Genomic DNA, 19789 nt, shown 5'->3' with positions numbered 1-19789 from the left:
AAGGCGAACACCTTTAGGGAACGGAGGAGATCACTATGGAACTGACAAGACGTAACGCCATTGCGATGGGGGCAGGTGCGCTGCTTATCGCAGGCCTTCCAATTCGCGTGTCTGCGGCTGCAGAGGACGCAATCGCAGCCTTCACAGGCGGCGCAGAAGTGGGCGCAGGCGATATCAGCCTGACCGCACCCGAGATTGCCGAGAACGGGAATACTGTTCCAATCGAAGTGTCATCGGACACGGCGGTTGAGATTATGGTTCTTGCAACGGGCAACCCAACGCCGGGTGTCGCGACATTCAAATTTGGCAAACTGGCAGGCTCACGCGCTGCTTCCACGCGTATTCGCCTTGCCGGTACGCAGGACGTTGTCGCTGTCGCTAAGCTGGAGGACGGATCATTCGTTCAGGCGTCCAGCACTGTCAAAGTAACAATCGGCGGCTGCGGCGGCTAAGGCATTCAAGGAGAATTATTATGGCATCTGGTGTAAAACCTCGCGTCAAAGTACCGAAAAAAGCAGCTGCTGGTGAGAGCGTCACGCTCAAGACATTGATCAGCCACAAAATGGAATCTGGTCAGCGTAAAGACAGCGATGGCAATGCCATCCCGCGTTCGATCATCAACCGCTTCACGTGTGAATTCAACGGCGAGAGCGTAATTGATGTAACAATGGAGCCTGCGATTTCCACAAACCCGTACTTCGAGTTTGAAGCGATGGTCCCCGAAGCAGGTGAGTTCAAATTCACATGGTACGACGACGACGGCTCAGTCTATGAAGAGACAAAAGCAATCGCAATCGGCTAAACGCGACATTCTTGGGAGGGAAAACATGCGGATATTGACAGGCGCCATACTGGCGGGACTGATCTCAACCACTGGTGCATTTGCTGATCCGGTAGATGATAAACTGGTTTTGAACGAAGAGACAGAGATGGTGGTTCGCACAGCGGCGCCTGCGCACGTCTCGGAAACGCTGGACGAAGTAATGTCTGGCTGGCTGTTTCGCGGCGAAGAGACGCGGGCCATGCAAATGGACGACTTCGACAACCCCGGCATGATCTTTGTTGAGCAGGGGCAGGATTCATGGGCTGCTGTTGACGGTTCCGAGGGCAAGTCATGCTCCTCGTGCCACAATGATATGGACAGCATGGCGGGCGTCAAAGCCACATATCCCAAGTGGAACGCCGAAGCTGGCGAAGTGCGCACGTTACAAATGCAGGTCAACGCCTGCCGCACAGAGCGTATGGGTGCCGACGCATGGAAATATGACAGCGGCACAGCGATCAACATGGAAGCAGCACTCGCGTCCGTCTCGCGCGGCATGCCTGTAAATGTCGCCATCGATGGCCCTGCACAGTCCATGTGGGAGAAGGGTAAAGAGCTGTATTATACCCGTACAGGTCAGCTTGAGCTGTCTTGTGCCAACTGCCACGAGGACAGTTATGGTATGATGATCCGTGCGGATCATCTGAGCCAAGGCCAGATCAACGGTTTTCCAGTCTATCGCTTGAAGAATACCAAGCTGAACGGATCACACTCCCGTTTCAAAGGCTGTATCCGTGACACACGCGCCGAAACCTACAGCCCTGGCAGCGAAGAGTTTGTTGCTCTGGAGCTCTACGTCGCATCACGCGGCAACGGCCTGAGCGTCGAAGGTCCGTCCATCCGCAACTAAGAAAACTGAGGCCCCGCCCGAGCAATCGGCGCGGGGTTTTCTCTTTTTGTACTAATTCAATAATACGCATATGTATGCCTATCTAGGAGTTCCGAGATGATTTCCCGCCGTGATTTTATGCAGACCAGCATGGCTGCTGCCGCGCTTTATGGCTCTTCGGGTTTCGGGAACTGGTCCCGTCTGGCGGCCCAGCAGTTGATGACACAGGACAAACTGCTGGAGTTTGATACTTTCGGAAATGTCTCGCTCATCCACATCACGGACATCCATGCACAGCTCAAGCCGATCTATTTTCGGGAGCCGTCGGTCAACATCGGGGTAGGTGGCAACAAGGGTGCTGTGCCCCATGTTACGGGCGCTGATTTCCGTAAACTTTACGGCATCGATGATGGTAGCCCCTCTGCTTACGCGCTCACCCATGATGACTTTAGCGCACTGGCGCAGAGCTATGGCCGTGTGGGTGGACTTGACCGTGTTTCCACAGTGATCAATTCGATCCGTGCGGACCGGCCCGATGCACTGCTTCTGGACGGGGGCGATACATGGCACGGCAGCTACACCTGCTATCACACGCAGGGTCAGGACATGGTCAACGTGATGAATGCGCTCAAGCCTGATGCGATGACCTTCCACTGGGAATTCACGCTGGGATCTGATCGCGTGAACGAGATTGTCGAGGGGCTGCCGTTTGCCGCCCTTGGCCAGAACATCTTTGACGCGGAGTGGGACGAGCCTGCCGAATTGTTTCCGCCCTATAAATTCTTTGAGCGCGGCGGCGTGAAGATCGCTGTCATAGGACAAGCTTTCCCCTACATGCCCATCGCCAATCCTGGCTGGATGTTCCCCGAATACTCCTTCGGTATCCGCGACGAGAACATGCAGGCCATGGTTGATGATGTACGCTCCCAAGGCGCCGAGCTTGTTGTCTGCCTGAGCCACAACGGTTTTGACGTGGACAAGCAGATGGCGGGCAAGGTTACAGGGATTGATGTGATCCTGTCTGGCCACACCCATGACGCGCTGCCCGAACCTGTACTGGTGGGTGAGACGATCATCGTGGCCTCTGGTTCTAACGGCAAATTCGTGAGCCGTGTTGATCTGGATGTGCGCGATGGCCGGATGATGGGCTTCCGTCACAAGCTGATCCCAATCTTTTCGGACGTAATTACGCCAGATGCTGAAGTGACTAAAGTGATTGATGCACAGCGGGAACCATACGCTGACGTATTGAGCGAAGTAATTGGCCGAACAGCAGACGACCAGATGCTTTACCGCCGAGGTAACTTTAACGGGACATGGGATGATCTTATCTGTGACGCGTTAATTTCCGAGCGGGAGGCCGATATTGCGCTATCGCCTGGTGTGCGTTGGGGGCCGTCGATCCTGCCTGGTCAGGACATCACCCGCGAGGATATCTGGAACGTGACCTCTATGAGTTACGGCGAGGCCTACCGCACTGAGATGACAGGTGAATTCCTTCATGTGGTGCTGGAAGACGTGGCCGACAACCTCTTCAATCCTGATCCCTATTACCAGCAAGGTGGCGATATGGTGCGCGTTGGTGGCCTTGGCTACCGCATCGACGTGACCAAGCCGCAGGGTGACCGCATTACCGAAATGACATTGCTCAAGACCGGCGAGGCGATTGACCCTACAAAGACTTATCAAATCGCGGGCTGGGCATCGGTCAACGAGGGCACCGAAGGCCCTGCGATCTGGGACGTGGTCGAGGCGCATATCGCCAAACAGGGGACAATCTCTCTTGATCCGAACAACAGTGTAAAAGTCGTCGGCATTTAAGTCAGCCGCTCAAAGGAGAGATCATGATGAAGACCATCCTATCCGCAGCCCTATTCGGTGCAATTTTGGCAACCAGCGCATTTGCCGAGGGGGTCACGCACCGTGTCGCAATTCACGTCGACGAGAATGATCCGCAGGTGATGAACATGGCGCTTAACAATGTCGCGAACGTTACCAGCCATTATGAGGCACAGGGCGATACCGTTATTGTTGAATTGGTCGCCTATGGGCCGGGCCTCAACATGTTCGTTGCAGGCAAAAGCCCGGTTGCAGATCGCATTTCAACGATGTCGCTTGAGATGGACAACCTCTCTTTCGCTGCGTGCGGGAACACCCTGCGGAATATGAGTAAGAAAGCCGGCAAAGACATCACATTGCTGGATGAGGCGACGGTGGTGCCATCAGGCGTCGTGCGCTTGATCGAATTGCAAGAGAATGACTACGCTTACATCCGGCCCTGAGGCCCAGACTGTAAGCTTCCAATCCGAAGGAGAGAGCCATGACGAATAAACCGTCACGTCGACAGTTTTTGACTAGCAGCGTCGCAGCTGGTGCGGCAGCCACAATGGCTGGTACCGCGAATGCCCAAACGCCTGATCCGCTGATCACCGAAGTTCAGGAATGGGCCCAAGCTTTTGGTGATGGTGTGGACGAGACACCCTATGGCCTGCCCATCAAATTCGAGGATGATGTTGTACGCCGTAACGTGGAATGGCTAACGGCGGATACCGTGAGTTCGATTAACTTTACCCCGATCCATGCGCTGGACGGGACTATCACGCCACAGGGTTGCGCGTTCGAGCGTCACCACTCTGGCGCGATTGAATTGAAGAAGAGCGATTATCGGTTGATGATCAATGGCTTGGTGGACACCCCTCTGGTATTTACCTACGCTGATCTCGAGCGCTTTCCGCGCGAGAACCACGTGTACTTCTGTGAATGTGCGGCCAATACCGGCATGGAGTGGGCGGGTGCGCAGCTTAACGGTGCACAGTTCACGCACGGCATGATCCACAACATGGAATATACGGGCGTACCGCTTCGTACACTGCTTGAAGAGGCAGGTTTGGACACGGCTGGTGATCTCAAGGACAAGTGGGTCTTTGTCGAGGGCGCTGATGCTTCCTCCAATGGACGCTCTATCCCGATGGAAAAGGCGCTGGATGATTGCCTGATCGCGTTCAAAGCCAACGGCGAAGCGCTGCGCAAGGAGCATGGCTATCCTGTGCGCCTTGTTGTGCCTGGTTGGGAAGGGAACATGTGGGTCAAATGGATCCGCCGCATCGAGGTTATGGATGGCCCTGTAGAGAGCCGTGAAGAAACCAGCAAATATACCGACACACTTGAGGATGGGACCAGCCGTAAGTGGACATGGACGATGGATGCGAAATCCGTTGTGACAAGCCCCAGCCCGCAATCGCCCATCACCCACGGCACAGGCCCGCTTGTGATCAGCGGTCTGGCATGGTCGGGCAACGGTGCGATCACCCGCGTTGACGTCTCCAAAGATGGTGGCATGACATGGGAGACAGCGCGTCTGGCCAAGGAAGGCGAGAGCAAAGCGCTCACGCGGTTCTATCTCGACACCGAGTGGGACGGCTCGGAGATGATGCTGCAAAGCCGCGCCATGGACGAGACGGGCTATGTTCAGCCGACCAAAACGCAGTTGCGCGAAGTACGCGGCCTGAACTCAATCTATCATAACAACTGCATCCAGACATGGTTGGTGCGCAGCAACGGTGAGGCTGAAAATGTCGAAGTTTCTTAAATCCACCGCCATTCTGGCGGCTCTGTCCCTGTCCGCAACACCTGTTCTAGCCGAAAAGATGGGCCTTGGTCGTGCGGCATTGCCCGAAGAAGTTGCCGCATGGAACGGCGAGATAAGTGCCGATGGTACAGGTCTGCCCGAAGGGTCAGGCGACGCTATCGTCGGTGAGGAAATCTTTGCCACGAAATGTGCAGCATGCCATGGTGACTTTGCCGAAGGTATTGATAACTGGCCCAAACTTGCGGGTGGTGCAGATACGCTGGACCACGATGATCCGCTGAAAACAGTCGGATCATATTGGCCTTACCTCTCCACGGCCTACGATTATATCAAACGGTCTATGCCCTACGGCAACGCAGGCACGCTCACCGATGATGAGACCTATGCAATTGTTGCCTACATTCTTTATTCCAACGATCTGATCGAAGATGATTTTGTTCTGTCCAAAGAGACATTCTTTGATGTGGAGATGCCCAACGCGGACGGCTTTATCGTTGATGACCGTGCCGAGGCGGAATATGCGATCTGGAGCGGTGAGCCGTGCATGGAAAACTGCAAGCCCGAGCCCGTGAAGGTAACGATGCGGGCGATGGTTCTGGATGTGACACCTCAGGAAGAAGGCGAGGAGGAAGCTGCGGCTGAACCAGTACAAGAAGTTGTGGTCGCGCAAGCCGAGCCTGCTGCGGAAGAAGGTGCTGCAGAGCCTGTAGTTGTTACTGCCGCTTTTGATGAGGCACTGGCCGCTGAGGGCGAGAAAGTCTTTCGCAAGTGCAAATCCTGCCACCAAGTAGGCGAAGGTGCCAAAAACCGTGTTGGTCCGATCCTGAACGCTGTTGTGGGGGCTGACGCAGGTGCGGTGGACGGTTTCAAGTACTCAAAGGCGCTGATGGAGATGGCCGAGGGTGGTCTTGTCTGGTCTGAGGCCGAACTGGCCGCGTTTCTGGAAAAGCCGAAGGCTTATATGAAGGGCACCAAGATGTCCTTTGCAGGTCTCAAGAAGGAAGAGGATCAGTTGGCAGTGATCGAGTATCTCAAGTCCTTCGGTAATTAAGCTTGTGCGTTTGAAATCGCTCATAAAAGTTTCCCTTGCCGCAGTTTTTGTGGCTGGGGGTGCCTTTGCCAGCGGATTGGGAGATCCCGACAAAGGCGAAAAGATCTTTCGGAAATGCGCTTCCTGTCATGAGGTGGGACAAGGGGCGATCAACCGGATCGGGCCTCAGCTCAACGGTCTCTTTGGCCGCACAGCAGGTGCGATGCCTGATATGCAATACTCCAAGAATATGATCCGCATGGGGGATGATGGCCTCATCTGGACAGTCGAGACGCTGGATGCCTATGTCGAGAATCCGCGTGCACTGGTGTCCAAAACCCGCATGAGTTTTCGCGGCATCAAAGACCCGCAAGAACGTGCTGATTTACTGGCTTACCTGCGCCGTTTCTCGGATGATCCTGCCAATATTCCCGAGGCGGAGCCGACGGCCACTGGCACCGATCATGATCTTGATCCTGCAATCCTCGCGCTTGAGGGGGATCCTGAATATGGTGAATATCTGGCCAGTGAATGTCAGACCTGCCATCAAGCCAGCGGTGCAAATGACGGCATTCCGGGCATAAGCAACTGGCCTACAGAAGATTTTGTAGTGGCCATGCACGCCTATAAACGCAAATTACGCCCCCATCCTGTGATGCAAATGATGGCGGGACGCCTGAACGACGAAGAAATCGCAGCTCTAGCCGCGTATTTTAAGGACCTCGAATAACGGGGCCGCACTCTGGGAGGAGACTATTATGACATTGAACAGACGTATTTTTCTGGGCACGGGCGCTGCGGTCGCAGCGACGATTGCCGCGCCGACCGTATTCGCGGCAGGTCACGGTAAGCCTCACGTGGTGGTTGTCGGCGGCGGGGCAGGAGGTGCCACGGCTGCGCGTTATATCGCCAAGGACAGCAAGGGTGAAGTCGCTGTTACGCTGATTGAACCTTCGCGCCAGTACTACACCTGCTTCTTCTCGAACCTCTATTTGGGTGGTTTCAAAGAGATGGACGATCTGGGCCATTCCTATGGCGGGATTGCAGCAGGTGGCGTGAATGTGGTGCACGATTGGGTTACAGGAGTGGACCGTGATGCAAAGACCGTCGCGTTGGCGGGGGGCGGTTCTGTCCCTTATGACAAGCTGATCCTGTCACCCGGTATTGATTTTGTGGACGGCGCTGTTGAGGGCTGGAACCTCATGGCGCAAAACGCGATGCCGCACGCCTACAAGGGGGGCAGCCAGACCGAGCTGCTCAAGGCGCAACTGATGGCGATGCCCGAGGGCGGAACATTTGCGATGGTCGCACCGCCAAATCCCTACCGCTGCCCTCCTGGCCCATATGAGCGGGTGTCGATGGTGGCGCACTTCCTCAAGGCGAATAACCCGACAGCCAAGATTATCGTTGCCGACCCAAAAGCAAAATTTTCCAAGCAGAGCCTGTTCCAAGAAGGCTGGGCGAACCATTATGAGGGCATGATTGACTGGATCGGTGAGGACTTTGGCGGGGGTAATGTCTCCGTCGATCCTGATGCGATGACAGTCACCATCGACGGCGAAGTAACTAATGTTGACGTTTGCAACGTTATTCCGGCCATGAAAGCAGGCCGCATCGCGGAGTTGGCGGGTGTCACCGATGGTAACTGGGCCCCTGTGAATGCAGCCGATATGTCTACCAAGGCAGATCCAGACATTTATGTGCTGGGTGATGCGGCACAGCAGGGCGACATGCCAAAATCCGGCTATTCTGCCAACAGCCAAGCCAAGGTTTGCGCCAATGCTGTGCGGGGGGCATTGACGGGGTCACGGGTTTTTCCTGCCAAGTTCTCCAACACTTGCTGGTCGCTCATCGACACCAACGACGGTGTCAAAGTTGGTGCGACCTATGAGGCTACGGATGAAAAGATCGCTAAAGTAGATGGCTTTATTTCTGCCACAGGCGAGACGGCGGAATTGCGCAAGGCGACCTATGAGGAATCCGAAGGGTGGTACACAGGGATCACCAAGGACATGTTCGGAGCCTGACAATAATACAAGAGAGCATTGATCTGGATCAATGTTCTCTTATGCACCATCAGGCAAATTGGTCTGGAAATTAGGGGGAATTCACATGCGTTCATTTATCACTGCTGGTCTTGCTTGTTTACTTTTGACAGGCGGTGTTTCCGCTCAGGAGACAGCTGTTGTCTATCCCTTTGACGGGAGTTTTGCAGATGCCACTTTCGGCGTTGAAAATGCCATTATAGGTAAGGGGCTGGTGATCGACTATGTCAGTCATACGGGCGAAATGCTCAACCGTACGGCTGTTGATGTAGGCAGCAGTGTCGAGATTTTTGGCGAAGCGGATGTGTATCTGTTTTGCTCTGCCGTTGTGTCGCGCAAGGTGATGGAAGCGGACCCGATGAATATCGCACATTGCCCATACGGCGTGTTTGTGGCGGAGCGGGCAGGCGAAGTGATGGTCGGCTATCGCACCTATCCCGAAGGACCAATGAAAGAAGTTCAAGCACTGCTTGATGAAATCGCACGAGAAGCGGTGGGGAACTGATGAACTATCAAGACTTTTTTAAGACTGCGTTGGATGATCTCCGCGAACAAGGCAACTACCGCGTATTTGCCGAGCTTGAGCGCCATTGCGGTTCTTTCCCGCGGGCGACGTCACGCGGTGAGAAAAACGGCGATGTGACGATCTGGTGCTCGAATGACTACTTGGGTATGGGCCAACATCCGAAAGTTTTGAACGCCATGCATGAGGCGTTGGATCGTTGCGGTGCGGGCGCTGGGGGGACGCGCAATATATCGGGGACCACCCATGACCATGTGCTGCTGGAGGCTGAATTGGCCGATCTACATGGCAAGGAAGCAGCTTTACTGTTCACTTCTGGCTATGTGTCTAACTGGGCAGCGCTTGGTACGCTCGCGGGGCGCATCCCTGATTGCATCGTGCTGTCTGATGCCCTCAATCACGCCTCGATGATTGAGGGCATCCGCCATTCCAAGGCGGATCGGATGATCTGGAAACATAACGACCTTGAAGACCTGGAAACAAAGCTCGCGGCGCTGCCGCTGGAGCGGCCCAAGCTGATCGCATTCGAGAGCGTTTATTCCATGGATGGGGATATCGCACCCATCAAGGAGATTTGTGATCTGGCCGATAAATATAATGCCATGACATACCTTGACGAAGTGCACGCTGTTGGCTTGTACGGCCCACGTGGCGGCGGCATCGCCGAGCGAGAAGGGTTGATGGACCGCCTCACTGTGATTGAGGGGACATTGGGCAAAGCCTTTGGCGTGATGGGCGGCTATATTGCGGCCTCGTCCGAGCTGTGCGATTTTGTTCGCAGTTTTGCCAGCGGGTTTATTTTTACCACAGCTATTCCGCCTGCCGTGGCCGCAGGCGCAGCCGCCTCAATCAGGCACCTCAAGACCAGCGGCACTGAGCGTGAACAGCAGCAGGAAAAAGTTGCCGACGTACGAAGCCGTCTGGATGCGATCGGTATCCCTCATGTGGAAAACCCCAGCCACATCATACCTGTTATGGTTGGTGATCCGCATAAGTGTAAATTCATCTCCGATACGCTGCTCAAGGAGCACGGAATTTATATTCAGCCAATTAACTATCCCACAGTTCCCAAAGGAACCGAGCGGCTGCGCATCACGCCGTCGCCAGTGCATAGTGCGGCGGACATCGAAGCGCTGATCGGCGCGTTGGAAGACCTTTGGGCGCAGTGCCAACTGGCGCGTATGCCCATGGCTGCGCAATAGGCAGAGCCGTGCACGCAGCCTTTTTGATGTTAGGATGCGGTGATGATCGAGGGACTGCTTGACCAATTTGGCGATGGGGCGGTACTGGCTTCCGCTGGTGCTGTAACGGGCATTCTTTTTGGCGCCATGGCGCAACATTCGCGGTTTTGCCTTCGTGCGGCCACGGTAGAAGTGGCCGAAGGGCGCTTTGGCGCGCGGTTGTCGATCTGGCTCATTGCATTTTGCGCCGCTGTCTTTGCTGTTCAAGGTGCTATCGCATCTGGATTTCTCGATGTGTCGGGCACACGGCAGCTTGCGGCGACGGGCAGCATGTCAGGGGCTATGATTGGTGGACTAATGTTTGGCTGCGGAATGATCCTTGCGCGGGGTTGCGCCAGCCGTTTGCTGGTGCTTTCGGCAACAGGCAATTTGCGGGCGCTCATTACCGGACTTGTGCTGACATTGGTGGCCCAAGCATCGCTTCGCGGTGCGCTCTCTCCGTTGCGTGAGACTCTTGGTGGTATCTGGCTTGTTCAAGGAGGGCAGGAGCGGAACATTCTTTGGCATCTGGGGCTTACGTCGGCTGTGGTCGCTGTTCTCGCAGCGGTGGGGCTACTCATTGCCTTCTGGTTGGCAAAGCGCGGTGATGTCGACGTTACACGCGCCCTTGCTGCGGCTGGCGTTGGCGCCGCTGTTGGTCTTGGTTGGTTGCTCACATATTGGATTGCGAGTGCGTCATTCGAAGTTGTACCGATATCCTCCGTCACCTTCACGGGGCCGTCTGCAGATACGCTGATGGGGTTGGTGAACACCGCTGATTTGCCGCTCGGTTTTGGTATGGGGCTGGTGCCGGGGGTGTTTGTTGGCGCTTGCGGCATGGCGTTGTTCACGCGGGAGGCAGCGATTGAGCGTTTTGGCTCCGACACCCCGATGGAGCGTTATCTAGTGGGGGCGGTGCTCATGGGCTTTGGCAGTATGCTGGCTGGCGGTTGCGCCGTTGGCGCAGGCATGTCGGGCGGGTCCATCTTTGCGCTCACCGCATGGGTGGCGCTTTTCTCTATGTGGATTGGCGCGATGGTCACCCATCTGGGGCTGTCGCAGTTTGCTTTACGCAAAACCACAACAGCTTAAGCGTTACTCGAATTCCATCTGTTCATAGACGCGGCCAGCGTTCTTTGTTGCCAGTTCTTCAAACGTGTCGAGATGGGCATAGGGCGTTTGATCGACATAGTAAGCTTCGGCCAACCCGTCGCCATTCTCGATCAATGCGCCGACTTGCTCGCGCAGATAGACCAGATAGTCGTGGGTATAGCGGCGCACTTGATCCATGTTCGTTGGATGGCCATGACCGGGAATGACGTAGGTCGCGCCCAATGGCTCAAACGCTGTCTCCCATGTCTCGACCCAATCGGCGGTCATGGTATCTTCAAAGATCGGCAGCATGCGTTCGTGAAATGCCATATCACCGGAAATCACCATGCTCTGCTCGGGCAGCCAGACGACAATGTCACCAGGACTGTGCGCAGGACCAAGGTAGCGTGCCTCGATCCGAATATCACCCATCTCTACGATGTACTCATCCTCAAAGGTGATTGTGGGCGCAGCAAGCGCGGTTTTGTCCGCCCGCTCTTTTACACGGGCGATGGCCGCGCGCAGGGACATGTCACCGGACTCCTCAAAAGCGGCGGCAGCATCCACATGGGCCACCACATCCACGCCAAGATCGGTCCAATAGGAATTGCCTAACATGGCGTGGCCCTGACCGTTCTCGGTAAACACCAATTTCACCGGTTGGTCCGTAATTGCTTTGATCTCGGTGTGCAGCGCTTCGGCCAGCTGATACGAGGCGCCCGAGTTTATGACAACAACACCATCACCGGTGATGATGAAGCTCAAGTTGTTGTTATGCCCCGCGTTCTCATAGGTCGGCGGCGCGGTGGCACCGATAGCGGAGAAGACATGGGGGATGACCTCGACAGGTTTGGAGTAAAGCATGGAGGCAGGGTACTGATCTGCGATATCTTCGCTGGCCAGCGCGGGGGCTGCGATGAAGGCTAGGGCAAGGGAGACGTATTTCATGCTCACGTCTCCGTCACAAATGCATAGCCGTCGGTTGCTTTTTCGACATAGCCCAGACCGTTATCGGTAAGGTGAAAACCTATCACGCGCGTTTTCTCGTGGGAGAGTTGGTCCATCAGAGACAGACGGGTCGCCGCCGCCGTCTCAGGATCCTGATCCGAGCCTGACAGCCACTCAGGACGCGCAAAGGCGATATGATCATTGCCGATACAATCACCAAGGATCATAACTGACTCGCTTCCTTGGCGCACTTCGATTGCCATATGGCCGGGGGTATGGCCAAGGGTTGCCCGCGCCACCACGCCTGCCATGATTTCGTCGCCGTCATTAAAAAATTCGATCTGGTCCTCGATCATCTCTAGCCGCCGTTTGGCACCTACTGCAAAGGCTGTTCGCGCGTCTCCGATCTCGTCGACAGTGTTGGGGTTTAGCCAATAGTCCCACTCCGTCTTGCCGATCATATATTTTGCATTGGTAAAAAGTGGATCATCAAAGTCATCAAGAATTCCCCAAAGGTGATCAGGGTGCGCATGGGTAAAAACGATGTCCGTGATATCCTCCGCACTCACATCAAGTGCATCAAGAGAGTCCAGTAAGATACCGGAGTTAGGCGAAAAATCAGAACCAGACCCTGCGTCAAACAAGACGGTTCGGTCGCCTTGGCGCATAAGTGTTACATTGCAGGGCGGTGTGAGCACCTCGGCGGATTGACCCAACCGCTTCAGAATGGGCAGCAATTCGTCTTGGGGCATTGGTTCAAAAATGAAACTGCCCGGGAGTGTGAGAGAGCCGTCACTTACGACGTCCAGCTTGATATCACCCAAGGCCAATTGCGCGTGGGCGGGTCGCAATTGAAGTCCGTAAGCTGCGCCAAAACCCAGAGCTGCGGCACCAGACATGAAATTTCTGCGGGGAAGTCTCATCACACTCTCCAATAATTCTATTATTTGAATGTGATGGATTGTCGCATAGTGCGCAAGGGGGTCTTTGTAATTGTTGGCGCGACTATGCAGGTAGTTCGCCGTCTTTCACCTTTTCTGAGAGTGCTGCAAACACCGCTTTGATCTCTTTGGGTGATGTCGTGTCGAGGATACCATCGGCGATTTCCGTATCGCTCCAGATCACTGTTTTTGCGGGGTCATGCAGCATCGCCCAATCCCCGAAGAGGCGGCTATCACTTTGCTCTGACAGCAGGATCTTCATATCCACGTGGCGGTCATCGCGCCCGATCCGCGCGATTGCGTCATTTACTTTGTCTGCAGGACCTTCAAGCATTTGCAGATAGATATCATGCCTGCAGATCAGCGCACCTGTGATCCCGTCACGGATGTTGTGCTTGCGCGCATCCAGAAGAATTCCGCTCAGCAGGGACACGTCATAGCCGAAAGGTTGGGAAGAATAGATCACTTGGATAATATCTGCGATGATGGCGGCTCCTAGATGAAGGCTGACGATCGTTATGTACGTACTCCAAAGCCTATGCGTGAAAGGTTGGGATGTCTTGTGAGAAGTTCGGGGCCTTTACGATTGTCACGTAGAGAAATGCGCGCAGTGACTGGCCGCGCAACAGATATCTGTAGCGCAGTCAGTCTTTTTTCAACGAATCTTAGCCGATAATCGCGTTAAACGTCGCTGACGGACGCATCACGCTGGCAGTTTTGGCTGGGTCGGTATGGAAATAGCCACCCAGATCGGCGGGCGGTCCTTGGACTGTGGCCATTTCGGACAGGATCGCTTCTTCACCCTTTGCCAACGCGGCTGCCACCGGAGCGAAATGCGCGGCCAGATCGGCATCGCTGTTTTGAGCGGCCAGTGCCTCGGCCCAATAGCGGGCAAACCAGTAGTGGCTTGCGCGGTTGTCCGGCTCACCTACTTTGCGTGAGGGGGAGCGGCCATTGTCAAGGATGCCTTGGGTTGCGGCATCAACGGCCTGACCCAAAATGCGGGCTTTCTCGTTTCCTTTAGCGTCGGCGAGGAACTGGAGGCTTTCACCCAACGCGCAGAACTCACCAAGGCTGTCCCAGCGCAGGTGATTTTCTTCTTGCAGCTGTTGAACGTGCTTGGGGGCGGAACCGCCAGCGCCTGTTTCAAATAAGCCGCCACCGTTCATCAGCTTCACGATCGAGAGCATTTTGGCGGATGTCGCCAGCTCAAGGATCGGGAACAGATCAGTGAGGTAATCGCGCAGGACGTTGCCCGTGATGGCGATGGTGTTTTGGCCAGCAGTGATGATTTCAAGCGAGGCACGGGTTGCTTCGCGGGGGGCCATGATCTGGAACTTGTCCGCCACGCCTTTTGCCTCAAGGATCGGCTCCACATAGGCGATCAGCTCGGCATCGTGGGCACGCTCGGCATCAAGCCAGAAAATCGCACTGCAGCCTTCGGCCTTCTGGCGGTCAATGGCGAGGTTTACCCAGTCCTGAATGGGCGCCATACGCGCAGAAGCGGAGCGCCAGATGTCACCAGCCTCCACCTTATGCTCGTGCAAAACCGTACCGTCGTCGAGGATCATCTTGACGGTGCCAGCTTCGGCAATCTCGAATGTAGTGGGATGGGAGCCGTATTCCTCAGCCTTTTGCGCCATGAGACCCACGTTCTGCACTGTACCTGCGGTGGCAGGATTCAGTTTTCCGTTCTCTTTGAAGAACTTAATCGTTTCATCATAGACGGGTGCATAGGAATTGTCAGGGATGACACAGTTTGCATCATGCTCTTTGTTGTCTGGACCCCAGCCTTTGCCGCCAGCGCGGATCAGCGCGGGCATGGAAGCGTCGATGATGACATCGGAGGAGACATGCAGGTTGGTGATGCCCTTATCGCTATCGACCATATACATTGGTGGACGGTCGGCCATGCAGGCCTCGATATCGGCCATGATATCAGCGTTGCCTTCAACCCGGGACAGAAGATCGCCGAGGCCCGAGTTCGGGTTCACACCCAGATCGGCCATCGCATCGCCGTGCTTATCGAACACTGGCGCGAGGAACGCTTTGACCGCGTGACCAAAGATGATCGGGTCAGAAACCTTCATCATCGTCGCTTTCATGTGAAGCGAGAACAGCGTGCCTTCGGCTTTCGTCTGCTCGATCTGGTCCTTGAGGAAGGATTGCAGGGCGGCGGCGCTCATAAAGGTCGCATCGACTACGGTGCCAGCAGGATACGAAACGCCATCTTTGAGGACAGTTTCACCAGCGTCAGTTACCAGAACGATTTTGGCGGTGGCCTCTTTTGCGAGTGTGGCTGAAACTTCGTTTGAGAAGAAATCGCCACCCGACATGGCGGAGACATGCGTTTTGCTGTCGGCAGTCCAATCGCCCATGCGATGCGGATTGCTTTGAGCAAAGCTTTTGACTGCTTTGGCTGCGCGGCGGTCTGAGTTGCCTTCGCGCAGGACAGGGTTCACGGCAGAACCTTTGAGCGTATCATACTTGGCGCGAACGGCTTTTTCGGCATCGCTGTTCGGCGCTTCGGGGTAGTCGGGCAGGGCGTAGCCCTGAGACTGAAGCTCTTTAATCGCGGCTACCAATTGGGGCACGGAAGCGGAGATGTTTGGCAGTTTGATGACGTTGGCATCAGGGGTTTTCACAAGTTGGCCCAGTTCGGCCAGATCGTCGGACTGGCGTTGCTGTTCGGTCAGGTGTTCGGGGAAAGTGGCGAGGATACGGCCAGCAAGACTGATGTCTTTCGTACCGACAGAAACGCCAGCGGCGGACGCAAATTTCTGAATGACAGGCAGAAAGGATGCCGAGGCCAGCTCGGGCGCTTCGTCCACTTTTGTATAAATGATGTCTGACATGTTTAACCCCTATGAATTGATATGGCGTGAATTTGGCCATTATCTACCCTAGGAGTTGCCGCACGTCGAGTGCATACCGTAGTATACCGTTTGAAATCATGCAAAAACACAGAGAATACTGGGAGTTTTCAGCTGAAGTCGAAAGCAACAGTTAGAACGTCTGTCTGAGCGTAGAATTAATCATAAAAAAAGCGCCCCTTGAGGCGCTTGATCTTCTGGATGGGGGTTAGGTTACCGACCCCAAGTGCGCACTGTGCCGCAATCCATATGAACAAAGTTGGAGCCGGAATAACGACCAACACCACCACCGCGACATACGGATGCAGCTTTTGCAACCTGTTGCACGGAACGACCGGAAAGACGCAAATCGGCGGCTTGTCCCCGCATGTGCAGGGATTTCTTGGCCACTCCACCAGAGCGTGCACGCAGCATAGCGTTAGTTTTTGGGCTGCGGTAGCCAGAGAGGAGCATGTAAGGCTCATTGGCGTCCAGCAGATTATGTGCTGCTGCCATGATGTCGATGTTGCGCAAATCCATCTTATAGACGTCATTTGTGCGCCAGTCGCGCATGAAGTAATTCACTTCTTTTACGGCATCTTTGATGTAGTTGCCTTCGATCCAGTAGATCATATCGATCCGCTCACCGGTGCGGCCAGAATACATTTTGATGCGGCGAATATCCCCGCCACCACGCAAAAAACCTGCTGCGTTTGAATATGTCGGGGCGGCGCTGACTACTGTTGCTGCGAATGCACCAAGGATGCCGCGCCGTGTCATACCGTTTGAGCTGTTGCCTGTCATAACTGTCTGTCCCGTTTCTTGCCAACGTCGGCGTGCCTGTGGATCTGCCTATGTGCTCGTGATGTTACACGTGCCTTTTTATCATCTCCCCAGATGCCGTATCTCTATTGCATAGGCAAAAAAGGGAACCAAGAGGTGAATCGATTTGTTAGAGGATAGGGGGAATTTTAGGCAATTTCTTGCGCATCACACAGCAGCTTTGCGGCAATTGCGTGATTGTAGGTGTTAATTCCGCATCAACGGCTTCGATATTATCAATAGTCTCTTGATTGTGAGTGGACATGATCAGCACCGATGGTGAAAAAGAACGCATAGAAAAAAAACGTCTTTTTCAGGGGATTTTTGATGTTGCCAAGACTGCCATCTTTTAACGCACCTAAATCGGTTGCACTCGCGCTGGCGCTTGGCGCATTATTTTTAACACCGCCGCAGCAGGCAAACGCACAAGTTACTGCATTTAAACAAGCCGTCGCCGAGACCGGATCGCGTGACGAGGATATCGCCAAATTCTACCGCGCCCAGAACTTTGAGGGTGTGTGGACTGGATCAGACGAAATTCACCAAGCACGCCGCGCGGCCCTTTTGGACGCACTGCGCCGTGCGGGCGACCACGGTCTGCCTGTTGCCAGATACGATGCTGACGCGCTTGAGCGGCAGATGAAAAGCGCGCGCTCAGCACGTGATCTGGGTTTGATCGAAGTCGAGATGACCCGCATGTTCTTGCAATATGCCCGCGATATCCAAAGCGGTGCTCTGATCCCGAGCAAAGTTGTGAACGAGATCAAGCGCGAGGTCGATTACACTGACCGTGCCGAGCTTATTTCGGGCTTTCTGTCCTCACAGCCCTCGACTTACCTGCGCAACCTCGCGCCAAAGACACTGGAATACACGTCGTTGATGAAACAGAAGATGTTGTTTCAAGAGCAGTCGAGACGCGGCGGTTGGGGTCCGACGGTCAACGCATCCTCGCTTAAGCCGGGTGCGTCTGGTCCTGCAGTGCTGACCCTGCGCAACCGTTTGATGATTATGGGCTACCTTGAGCGTTCCAACGCCAAAACCTATGATAAGGCGATGACCGAAGCGGTCACAGCGTTCCAGAAGGCGCATGGTCTTGAGGCAGACGGCGTTGCGGGCAGCGGCACAATCAAAGAGATCAACGAGAGCATCGAGACGCGTCTGAAATCTGTGTTGGTTGCGATGGAGCGGGAACGCTGGCTGAACAAAAAGCGTGGTTATCGTCATATCCTGGTGAACATTCCTGATTTCACAGCGAAAATTGTCGATGATGGCCGCATCACATTCGAGACGCGTTCCGTAGTGGGTGCCAATCGTGGTGACCGTCCGACGCCTGAATTCTCCGATGTGATGGATCACATGGTGATCAACCCGAGCTGGTATGTCCCGCGCTCCATCATTGTGGGCGAATACCTACCGGCGCTGCGCAACAACCCTAATGCGGTTCGCCATATCGAGATCACTGACAGCCGTGGCCGTGTCGTAAACCGAGCAAGTGCGAACTTTGCAAAGTATACTGCGCGCAACTTTCCTTATTCGATGCGCCAACCACCCAGCGGCCGCAATGCGCTGGGATTGGTGAAGTTCATGTTCCCGAATAAGTACAACATCTATCTGCATGATACGCCTGCAAAAAACCTGTTTAGCCGCGAAGTGCGCGCGTTCAGCCATGGCTGTATTCGTCTGAAAGACCCGTTTGATTTTGCCGAAGCGTTGCTGGCCAAGCAAGAGGCGGACCCGATGGGCTTTTTCAAATCGCAACTGCGCACAGGCCGTGAGTCCCGTGTTAATCTGGTTGAGCCTGTGCCCGTGCACATCATCTACCGGACCGCCTATACCGATGCGCGGGGACAGCTGAACTTCCGCAAAGATATTTACGGTCGCGATGCCAAGATTTGGAATGCGCTGCAAAAGGCAGGGGTGGAACTTAACCGCGTTCAGGGGTAAATCTGCGCGCAACCTCAGGGGAGCGCGATATGACCCACTATACCGTTAAAGAAATTGCAGCGGCGTTGGGGGCGAAAGCCTTTGGCGCCACTGATATTTTGATCATCATGGCAGCAGAGCCTGCTGCTGCAGGGCGCGATGATCTGGCTCTCGCGATGAATCCCAAATATGCCGAAAGCTTAGGGCAGGGTGATGCCCGTGCCGCTATGCTTTGGGAAGGGGCCGATTGGGAGGCGCTAGGGCTGGAGGCTGCGATCATCGCGCCACGGCCACGGTATGCCATGTCTGGTCTGACAAAGATGCTGGATGCGGGGCAGGGATATGCTGAGGGCATCCACCCCACGGCATTTGTTGATCCTGAGGCGGAACTGGGTGCGGATGTAAGTGTCGGTCCTTTGGCTGTGATCTCGAAGGGCGCCAAGATTGGCGCAGGCAGTGTGATTGGCCCACAGTGTTTTATCGGTTGGAACGTGACTGTGGGTGAGGGTGCCTACCTGCGCGAAGGTGTCAGCATCGGCGCGCGTGTCACCATTGGTTCGCGTTTCATTGCCCAACCGGGTGCGCGGATCGGCGGCGATGGCTTCTCTTTTGTCACCGCAGAGCCAAGCAGCGTCGAGAGTGTGCGCAAGACCCTCGGCGATCAGGGGGAGGCACAGGCACAGGACTGGACCCGTATCCATTCGCTCGGCTCGGTCACTATTGGCGATGATGTCGAGATCGGCATGGGCGCCACTATTGACTGCGGCACCATTCGCGACACCATGATTGGCGACGGCACCAAACTCGATAACCAAGTGCATCTGGGTCACAACGTTGTCATCGGGCGCAACAGTCTGATTTGCGGGCAGGTGGGCATCGCTGGTTCGGCAACGATTGGTAACAACGTCGTTTTGGCTGGGCAATGTGGTGTGAACGATAACATCTTTGTCGGTGACGGTGTGATTGCGGGGGGCGGGACAAAACTAATGTCGAATGTGCCTGCGGGGCGCACGATGCTCGGCTATCCTGCCACGCAAATGGACAAACAGGTTGAGGGCTACAAAGCATTGCGCCGTTTGCCGCGCCTGATGCGGGAAGTCGCGGAATTGAAAAAGGCGGTTTTCAAGAGCGACAAGGATGCCTAAATGCCTC

At 55.1% G+C, this 19789-nt stretch carries 19 protein-coding genes; 14 read left to right on the top strand and 5 right to left on the bottom strand.

Going from position 1 to position 19789, the window contains the following annotated elements:
• The first annotated feature begins 35 nt into the window (after positions 1 to 35).
• The 12 genes from soxY (at position 36) to Q0775_RS16770 (ending at position 11151) form a co-directional block, all read left to right on the top strand.
• A complete protein-coding gene (gene soxY / locus Q0775_RS16825; protein WP_298863637.1) occupies positions 36 to 452 on the top strand; it encodes a thiosulfate oxidation carrier protein SoxY in 417 nt (138 codons plus the stop codon).
• Between the two features lie 20 nt (positions 453 to 472).
• Positions 473 to 802 (top strand): thiosulfate oxidation carrier complex protein SoxZ, encoded by a 330-nt coding sequence (gene soxZ / locus Q0775_RS16820; RefSeq protein WP_298863634.1) that lies wholly within the window; start codon positions 473 to 475, stop codon positions 800 to 802.
• Positions 803 to 827: 25 nt separating this feature from the next.
• On the top strand, positions 828 to 1673 hold the full coding sequence (gene soxA / locus Q0775_RS16815) for a sulfur oxidation c-type cytochrome SoxA (RefSeq protein ID WP_298863631.1): 846 nt from the start codon (positions 828 to 830) through the stop codon (positions 1671 to 1673).
• Between the two features lie 96 nt (positions 1674 to 1769).
• Positions 1770 to 3473: a thiosulfohydrolase SoxB gene (soxB, locus tag Q0775_RS16810; protein WP_298863629.1), complete on the top strand. Its 1704-nt coding sequence runs from the start codon at positions 1770 to 1772 to the stop codon at positions 3471 to 3473.
• Positions 3474 to 3496: 23 nt separating this feature from the next.
• Complete coding sequence (locus tag Q0775_RS16805) at positions 3497 to 3934, top strand: DsrE family protein (protein ID WP_298863626.1); 438 nt, start codon at positions 3497 to 3499, stop codon at positions 3932 to 3934.
• A 38-nt stretch (positions 3935 to 3972) separates the two neighbouring features.
• Positions 3973 to 5241, top strand: coding sequence for a sulfite dehydrogenase (gene soxC / locus Q0775_RS16800; RefSeq protein ID WP_298863623.1), 1269 nt, complete (start codon positions 3973 to 3975; stop codon positions 5239 to 5241).
• Positions 5225 to 6292 (top strand): c-type cytochrome, encoded by a 1068-nt coding sequence (locus Q0775_RS16795; RefSeq protein ID WP_298863620.1) that lies wholly within the window; start codon positions 5225 to 5227, stop codon positions 6290 to 6292. The genes soxC and Q0775_RS16795 overlap by 17 nt, the downstream gene beginning before the upstream one ends.
• Positions 6293 to 6296: 4 nt before the next feature.
• Positions 6297 to 7001: a c-type cytochrome gene (locus Q0775_RS16790; protein WP_298863617.1), complete on the top strand. Its 705-nt coding sequence runs from the start codon at positions 6297 to 6299 to the stop codon at positions 6999 to 7001.
• Positions 7002 to 7029: 28 nt separating this feature from the next.
• The gene (locus Q0775_RS16785; protein WP_298863615.1) at positions 7030 to 8298 is read left to right on the top strand and encodes an NAD(P)/FAD-dependent oxidoreductase; all 1269 of its coding nucleotides are present in this window, start codon (positions 7030 to 7032) and stop codon (positions 8296 to 8298) included.
• Between the two features lie 85 nt (positions 8299 to 8383).
• The gene (locus Q0775_RS16780; RefSeq protein WP_298863612.1) at positions 8384 to 8821 is read left to right on the top strand and encodes a DUF302 domain-containing protein; all 438 of its coding nucleotides are present in this window, start codon (positions 8384 to 8386) and stop codon (positions 8819 to 8821) included.
• The gene (hemA, locus tag Q0775_RS16775; RefSeq protein WP_298863609.1) at positions 8821 to 10041 is read left to right on the top strand and encodes a 5-aminolevulinate synthase; all 1221 of its coding nucleotides are present in this window, start codon (positions 8821 to 8823) and stop codon (positions 10039 to 10041) included. Before Q0775_RS16780 ends, hemA begins: the two co-directional genes overlap by 1 nt.
• 42 nt (positions 10042 to 10083) lie before the next feature.
• Entirely contained in the window at positions 10084 to 11151 is a 1068-nt protein-coding gene (locus Q0775_RS16770; protein WP_298863606.1) for a YeeE/YedE family protein, read from the top strand.
• Positions 11152 to 11154: 3 nt separating this feature from the next.
• On the opposite strand, the gene Q0775_RS16765 is transcribed toward Q0775_RS16770, so the two are convergent.
• The 5 genes from Q0775_RS16765 to Q0775_RS16745 all read right to left on the bottom strand — a co-directional run bounded on the left by Q0775_RS16765 (position 11155) and on the right by Q0775_RS16745 (position 16696).
• Positions 11155 to 12099, bottom strand: a complete 945-nt coding sequence (locus tag Q0775_RS16765) for an MBL fold metallo-hydrolase (protein ID WP_298863603.1) — start codon at positions 12097 to 12099, stop codon at positions 11155 to 11157.
• Between the two features lie 2 nt (positions 12100 to 12101).
• Positions 12102 to 13022, bottom strand: coding sequence for an MBL fold metallo-hydrolase (locus tag Q0775_RS16760; RefSeq protein ID WP_298863601.1), 921 nt, complete (start codon positions 13020 to 13022; stop codon positions 12102 to 12104).
• 82 nt (positions 13023 to 13104) lie between these two features.
• Positions 13105 to 13506 (bottom strand): BLUF domain-containing protein, encoded by a 402-nt coding sequence (locus tag Q0775_RS16755; protein WP_298863599.1) that lies wholly within the window; start codon positions 13504 to 13506, stop codon positions 13105 to 13107.
• Between the two features lie 199 nt (positions 13507 to 13705).
• Positions 13706 to 15895, bottom strand: coding sequence for an NADP-dependent isocitrate dehydrogenase (locus Q0775_RS16750; RefSeq protein ID WP_298863596.1), 2190 nt, complete (start codon positions 15893 to 15895; stop codon positions 13706 to 13708).
• A 231-nt stretch (positions 15896 to 16126) separates the two neighbouring features.
• On the bottom strand, positions 16127 to 16696 hold the full coding sequence (locus tag Q0775_RS16745) for a DUF882 domain-containing protein (protein WP_298863593.1): 570 nt from the start codon (positions 16694 to 16696) through the stop codon (positions 16127 to 16129).
• A 345-nt stretch (positions 16697 to 17041) separates the two neighbouring features.
• Here Q0775_RS16745 and Q0775_RS16740 point away from each other — a divergent pair, with 345 nt between their 5' ends.
• Together Q0775_RS16740 and lpxD are read left to right on the top strand one after the other, a co-directional pair.
• Positions 17042 to 18658, top strand: coding sequence for a L,D-transpeptidase family protein (locus tag Q0775_RS16740; protein ID WP_298863589.1), 1617 nt, complete (start codon positions 17042 to 17044; stop codon positions 18656 to 18658).
• A 29-nt stretch (positions 18659 to 18687) separates the two neighbouring features.
• The gene (gene lpxD / locus Q0775_RS16735) at positions 18688 to 19782 is read left to right on the top strand and encodes a UDP-3-O-(3-hydroxymyristoyl)glucosamine N-acyltransferase (protein WP_298863586.1); all 1095 of its coding nucleotides are present in this window, start codon (positions 18688 to 18690) and stop codon (positions 19780 to 19782) included.
• The last annotated feature ends 7 nt before the right edge of the window (positions 19783 to 19789 follow it).

The organism is uncultured Sulfitobacter sp. (assembly GCF_947499945.1).
GTDB lineage: Bacteria > Pseudomonadota > Alphaproteobacteria > Rhodobacterales > Rhodobacteraceae > Sulfitobacter.
Note: the sequence above shows the minus strand (reverse complement) of the source record. Positions and strands in the feature narration are given on the sequence as shown.

Excerpts from the sequence above, each read along its gene's own strand:
- Q0775_RS16805 (WP_298863626.1), top strand. The coding sequence starts at position 3,497 with ATGATGAAGACCATCCTATCCGCAGCCCTATTCGGTGCAATTTTGGCA.
- Q0775_RS16745 (WP_298863593.1), bottom strand. The coding sequence starts at position 16,696 with ATGACAGGCAACAGCTCAAACGGTATGACACGGCGCGGCATCCTTGGT.
- Q0775_RS16765 (WP_298863603.1), bottom strand. The coding sequence starts at position 12,099 with ATGAAATACGTCTCCCTTGCCCTAGCCTTCATCGCAGCCCCCGCGCTG.
- Q0775_RS16750 (WP_298863596.1), bottom strand. The coding sequence starts at position 15,895 with ATGTCAGACATCATTTATACAAAAGTGGACGAAGCGCCCGAGCTGGCC.
- hemA (WP_298863609.1), top strand. The coding sequence starts at position 8,821 with ATGAACTATCAAGACTTTTTTAAGACTGCGTTGGATGATCTCCGCGAA.
- Q0775_RS16770 (WP_298863606.1), top strand. The coding sequence starts at position 10,084 with ATGATCGAGGGACTGCTTGACCAATTTGGCGATGGGGCGGTACTGGCT.
- Q0775_RS16780 (WP_298863612.1), top strand. The coding sequence starts at position 8,384 with ATGCGTTCATTTATCACTGCTGGTCTTGCTTGTTTACTTTTGACAGGC.
- soxC (WP_298863623.1), top strand. The coding sequence starts at position 3,973 with ATGACGAATAAACCGTCACGTCGACAGTTTTTGACTAGCAGCGTCGCA.
- Q0775_RS16760 (WP_298863601.1), bottom strand. The coding sequence starts at position 13,022 with ATGAGACTTCCCCGCAGAAATTTCATGTCTGGTGCCGCAGCTCTGGGT.
- lpxD (WP_298863586.1), top strand. The coding sequence starts at position 18,688 with ATGACCCACTATACCGTTAAAGAAATTGCAGCGGCGTTGGGGGCGAAA.
- Q0775_RS16785 (WP_298863615.1), top strand. The coding sequence starts at position 7,030 with ATGACATTGAACAGACGTATTTTTCTGGGCACGGGCGCTGCGGTCGCA.
- soxZ (WP_298863634.1), top strand. The coding sequence starts at position 473 with ATGGCATCTGGTGTAAAACCTCGCGTCAAAGTACCGAAAAAAGCAGCT.
- soxA (WP_298863631.1), top strand. The coding sequence starts at position 828 with ATGCGGATATTGACAGGCGCCATACTGGCGGGACTGATCTCAACCACT.
- soxY (WP_298863637.1), top strand. The coding sequence starts at position 36 with ATGGAACTGACAAGACGTAACGCCATTGCGATGGGGGCAGGTGCGCTG.
- Q0775_RS16740 (WP_298863589.1), top strand. The coding sequence starts at position 17,042 with ATGTTGCCAAGACTGCCATCTTTTAACGCACCTAAATCGGTTGCACTC.
- Q0775_RS16795 (WP_298863620.1), top strand. The coding sequence starts at position 5,225 with ATGTCGAAGTTTCTTAAATCCACCGCCATTCTGGCGGCTCTGTCCCTG.
- soxB (WP_298863629.1), top strand. The coding sequence starts at position 1,770 with ATGATTTCCCGCCGTGATTTTATGCAGACCAGCATGGCTGCTGCCGCG.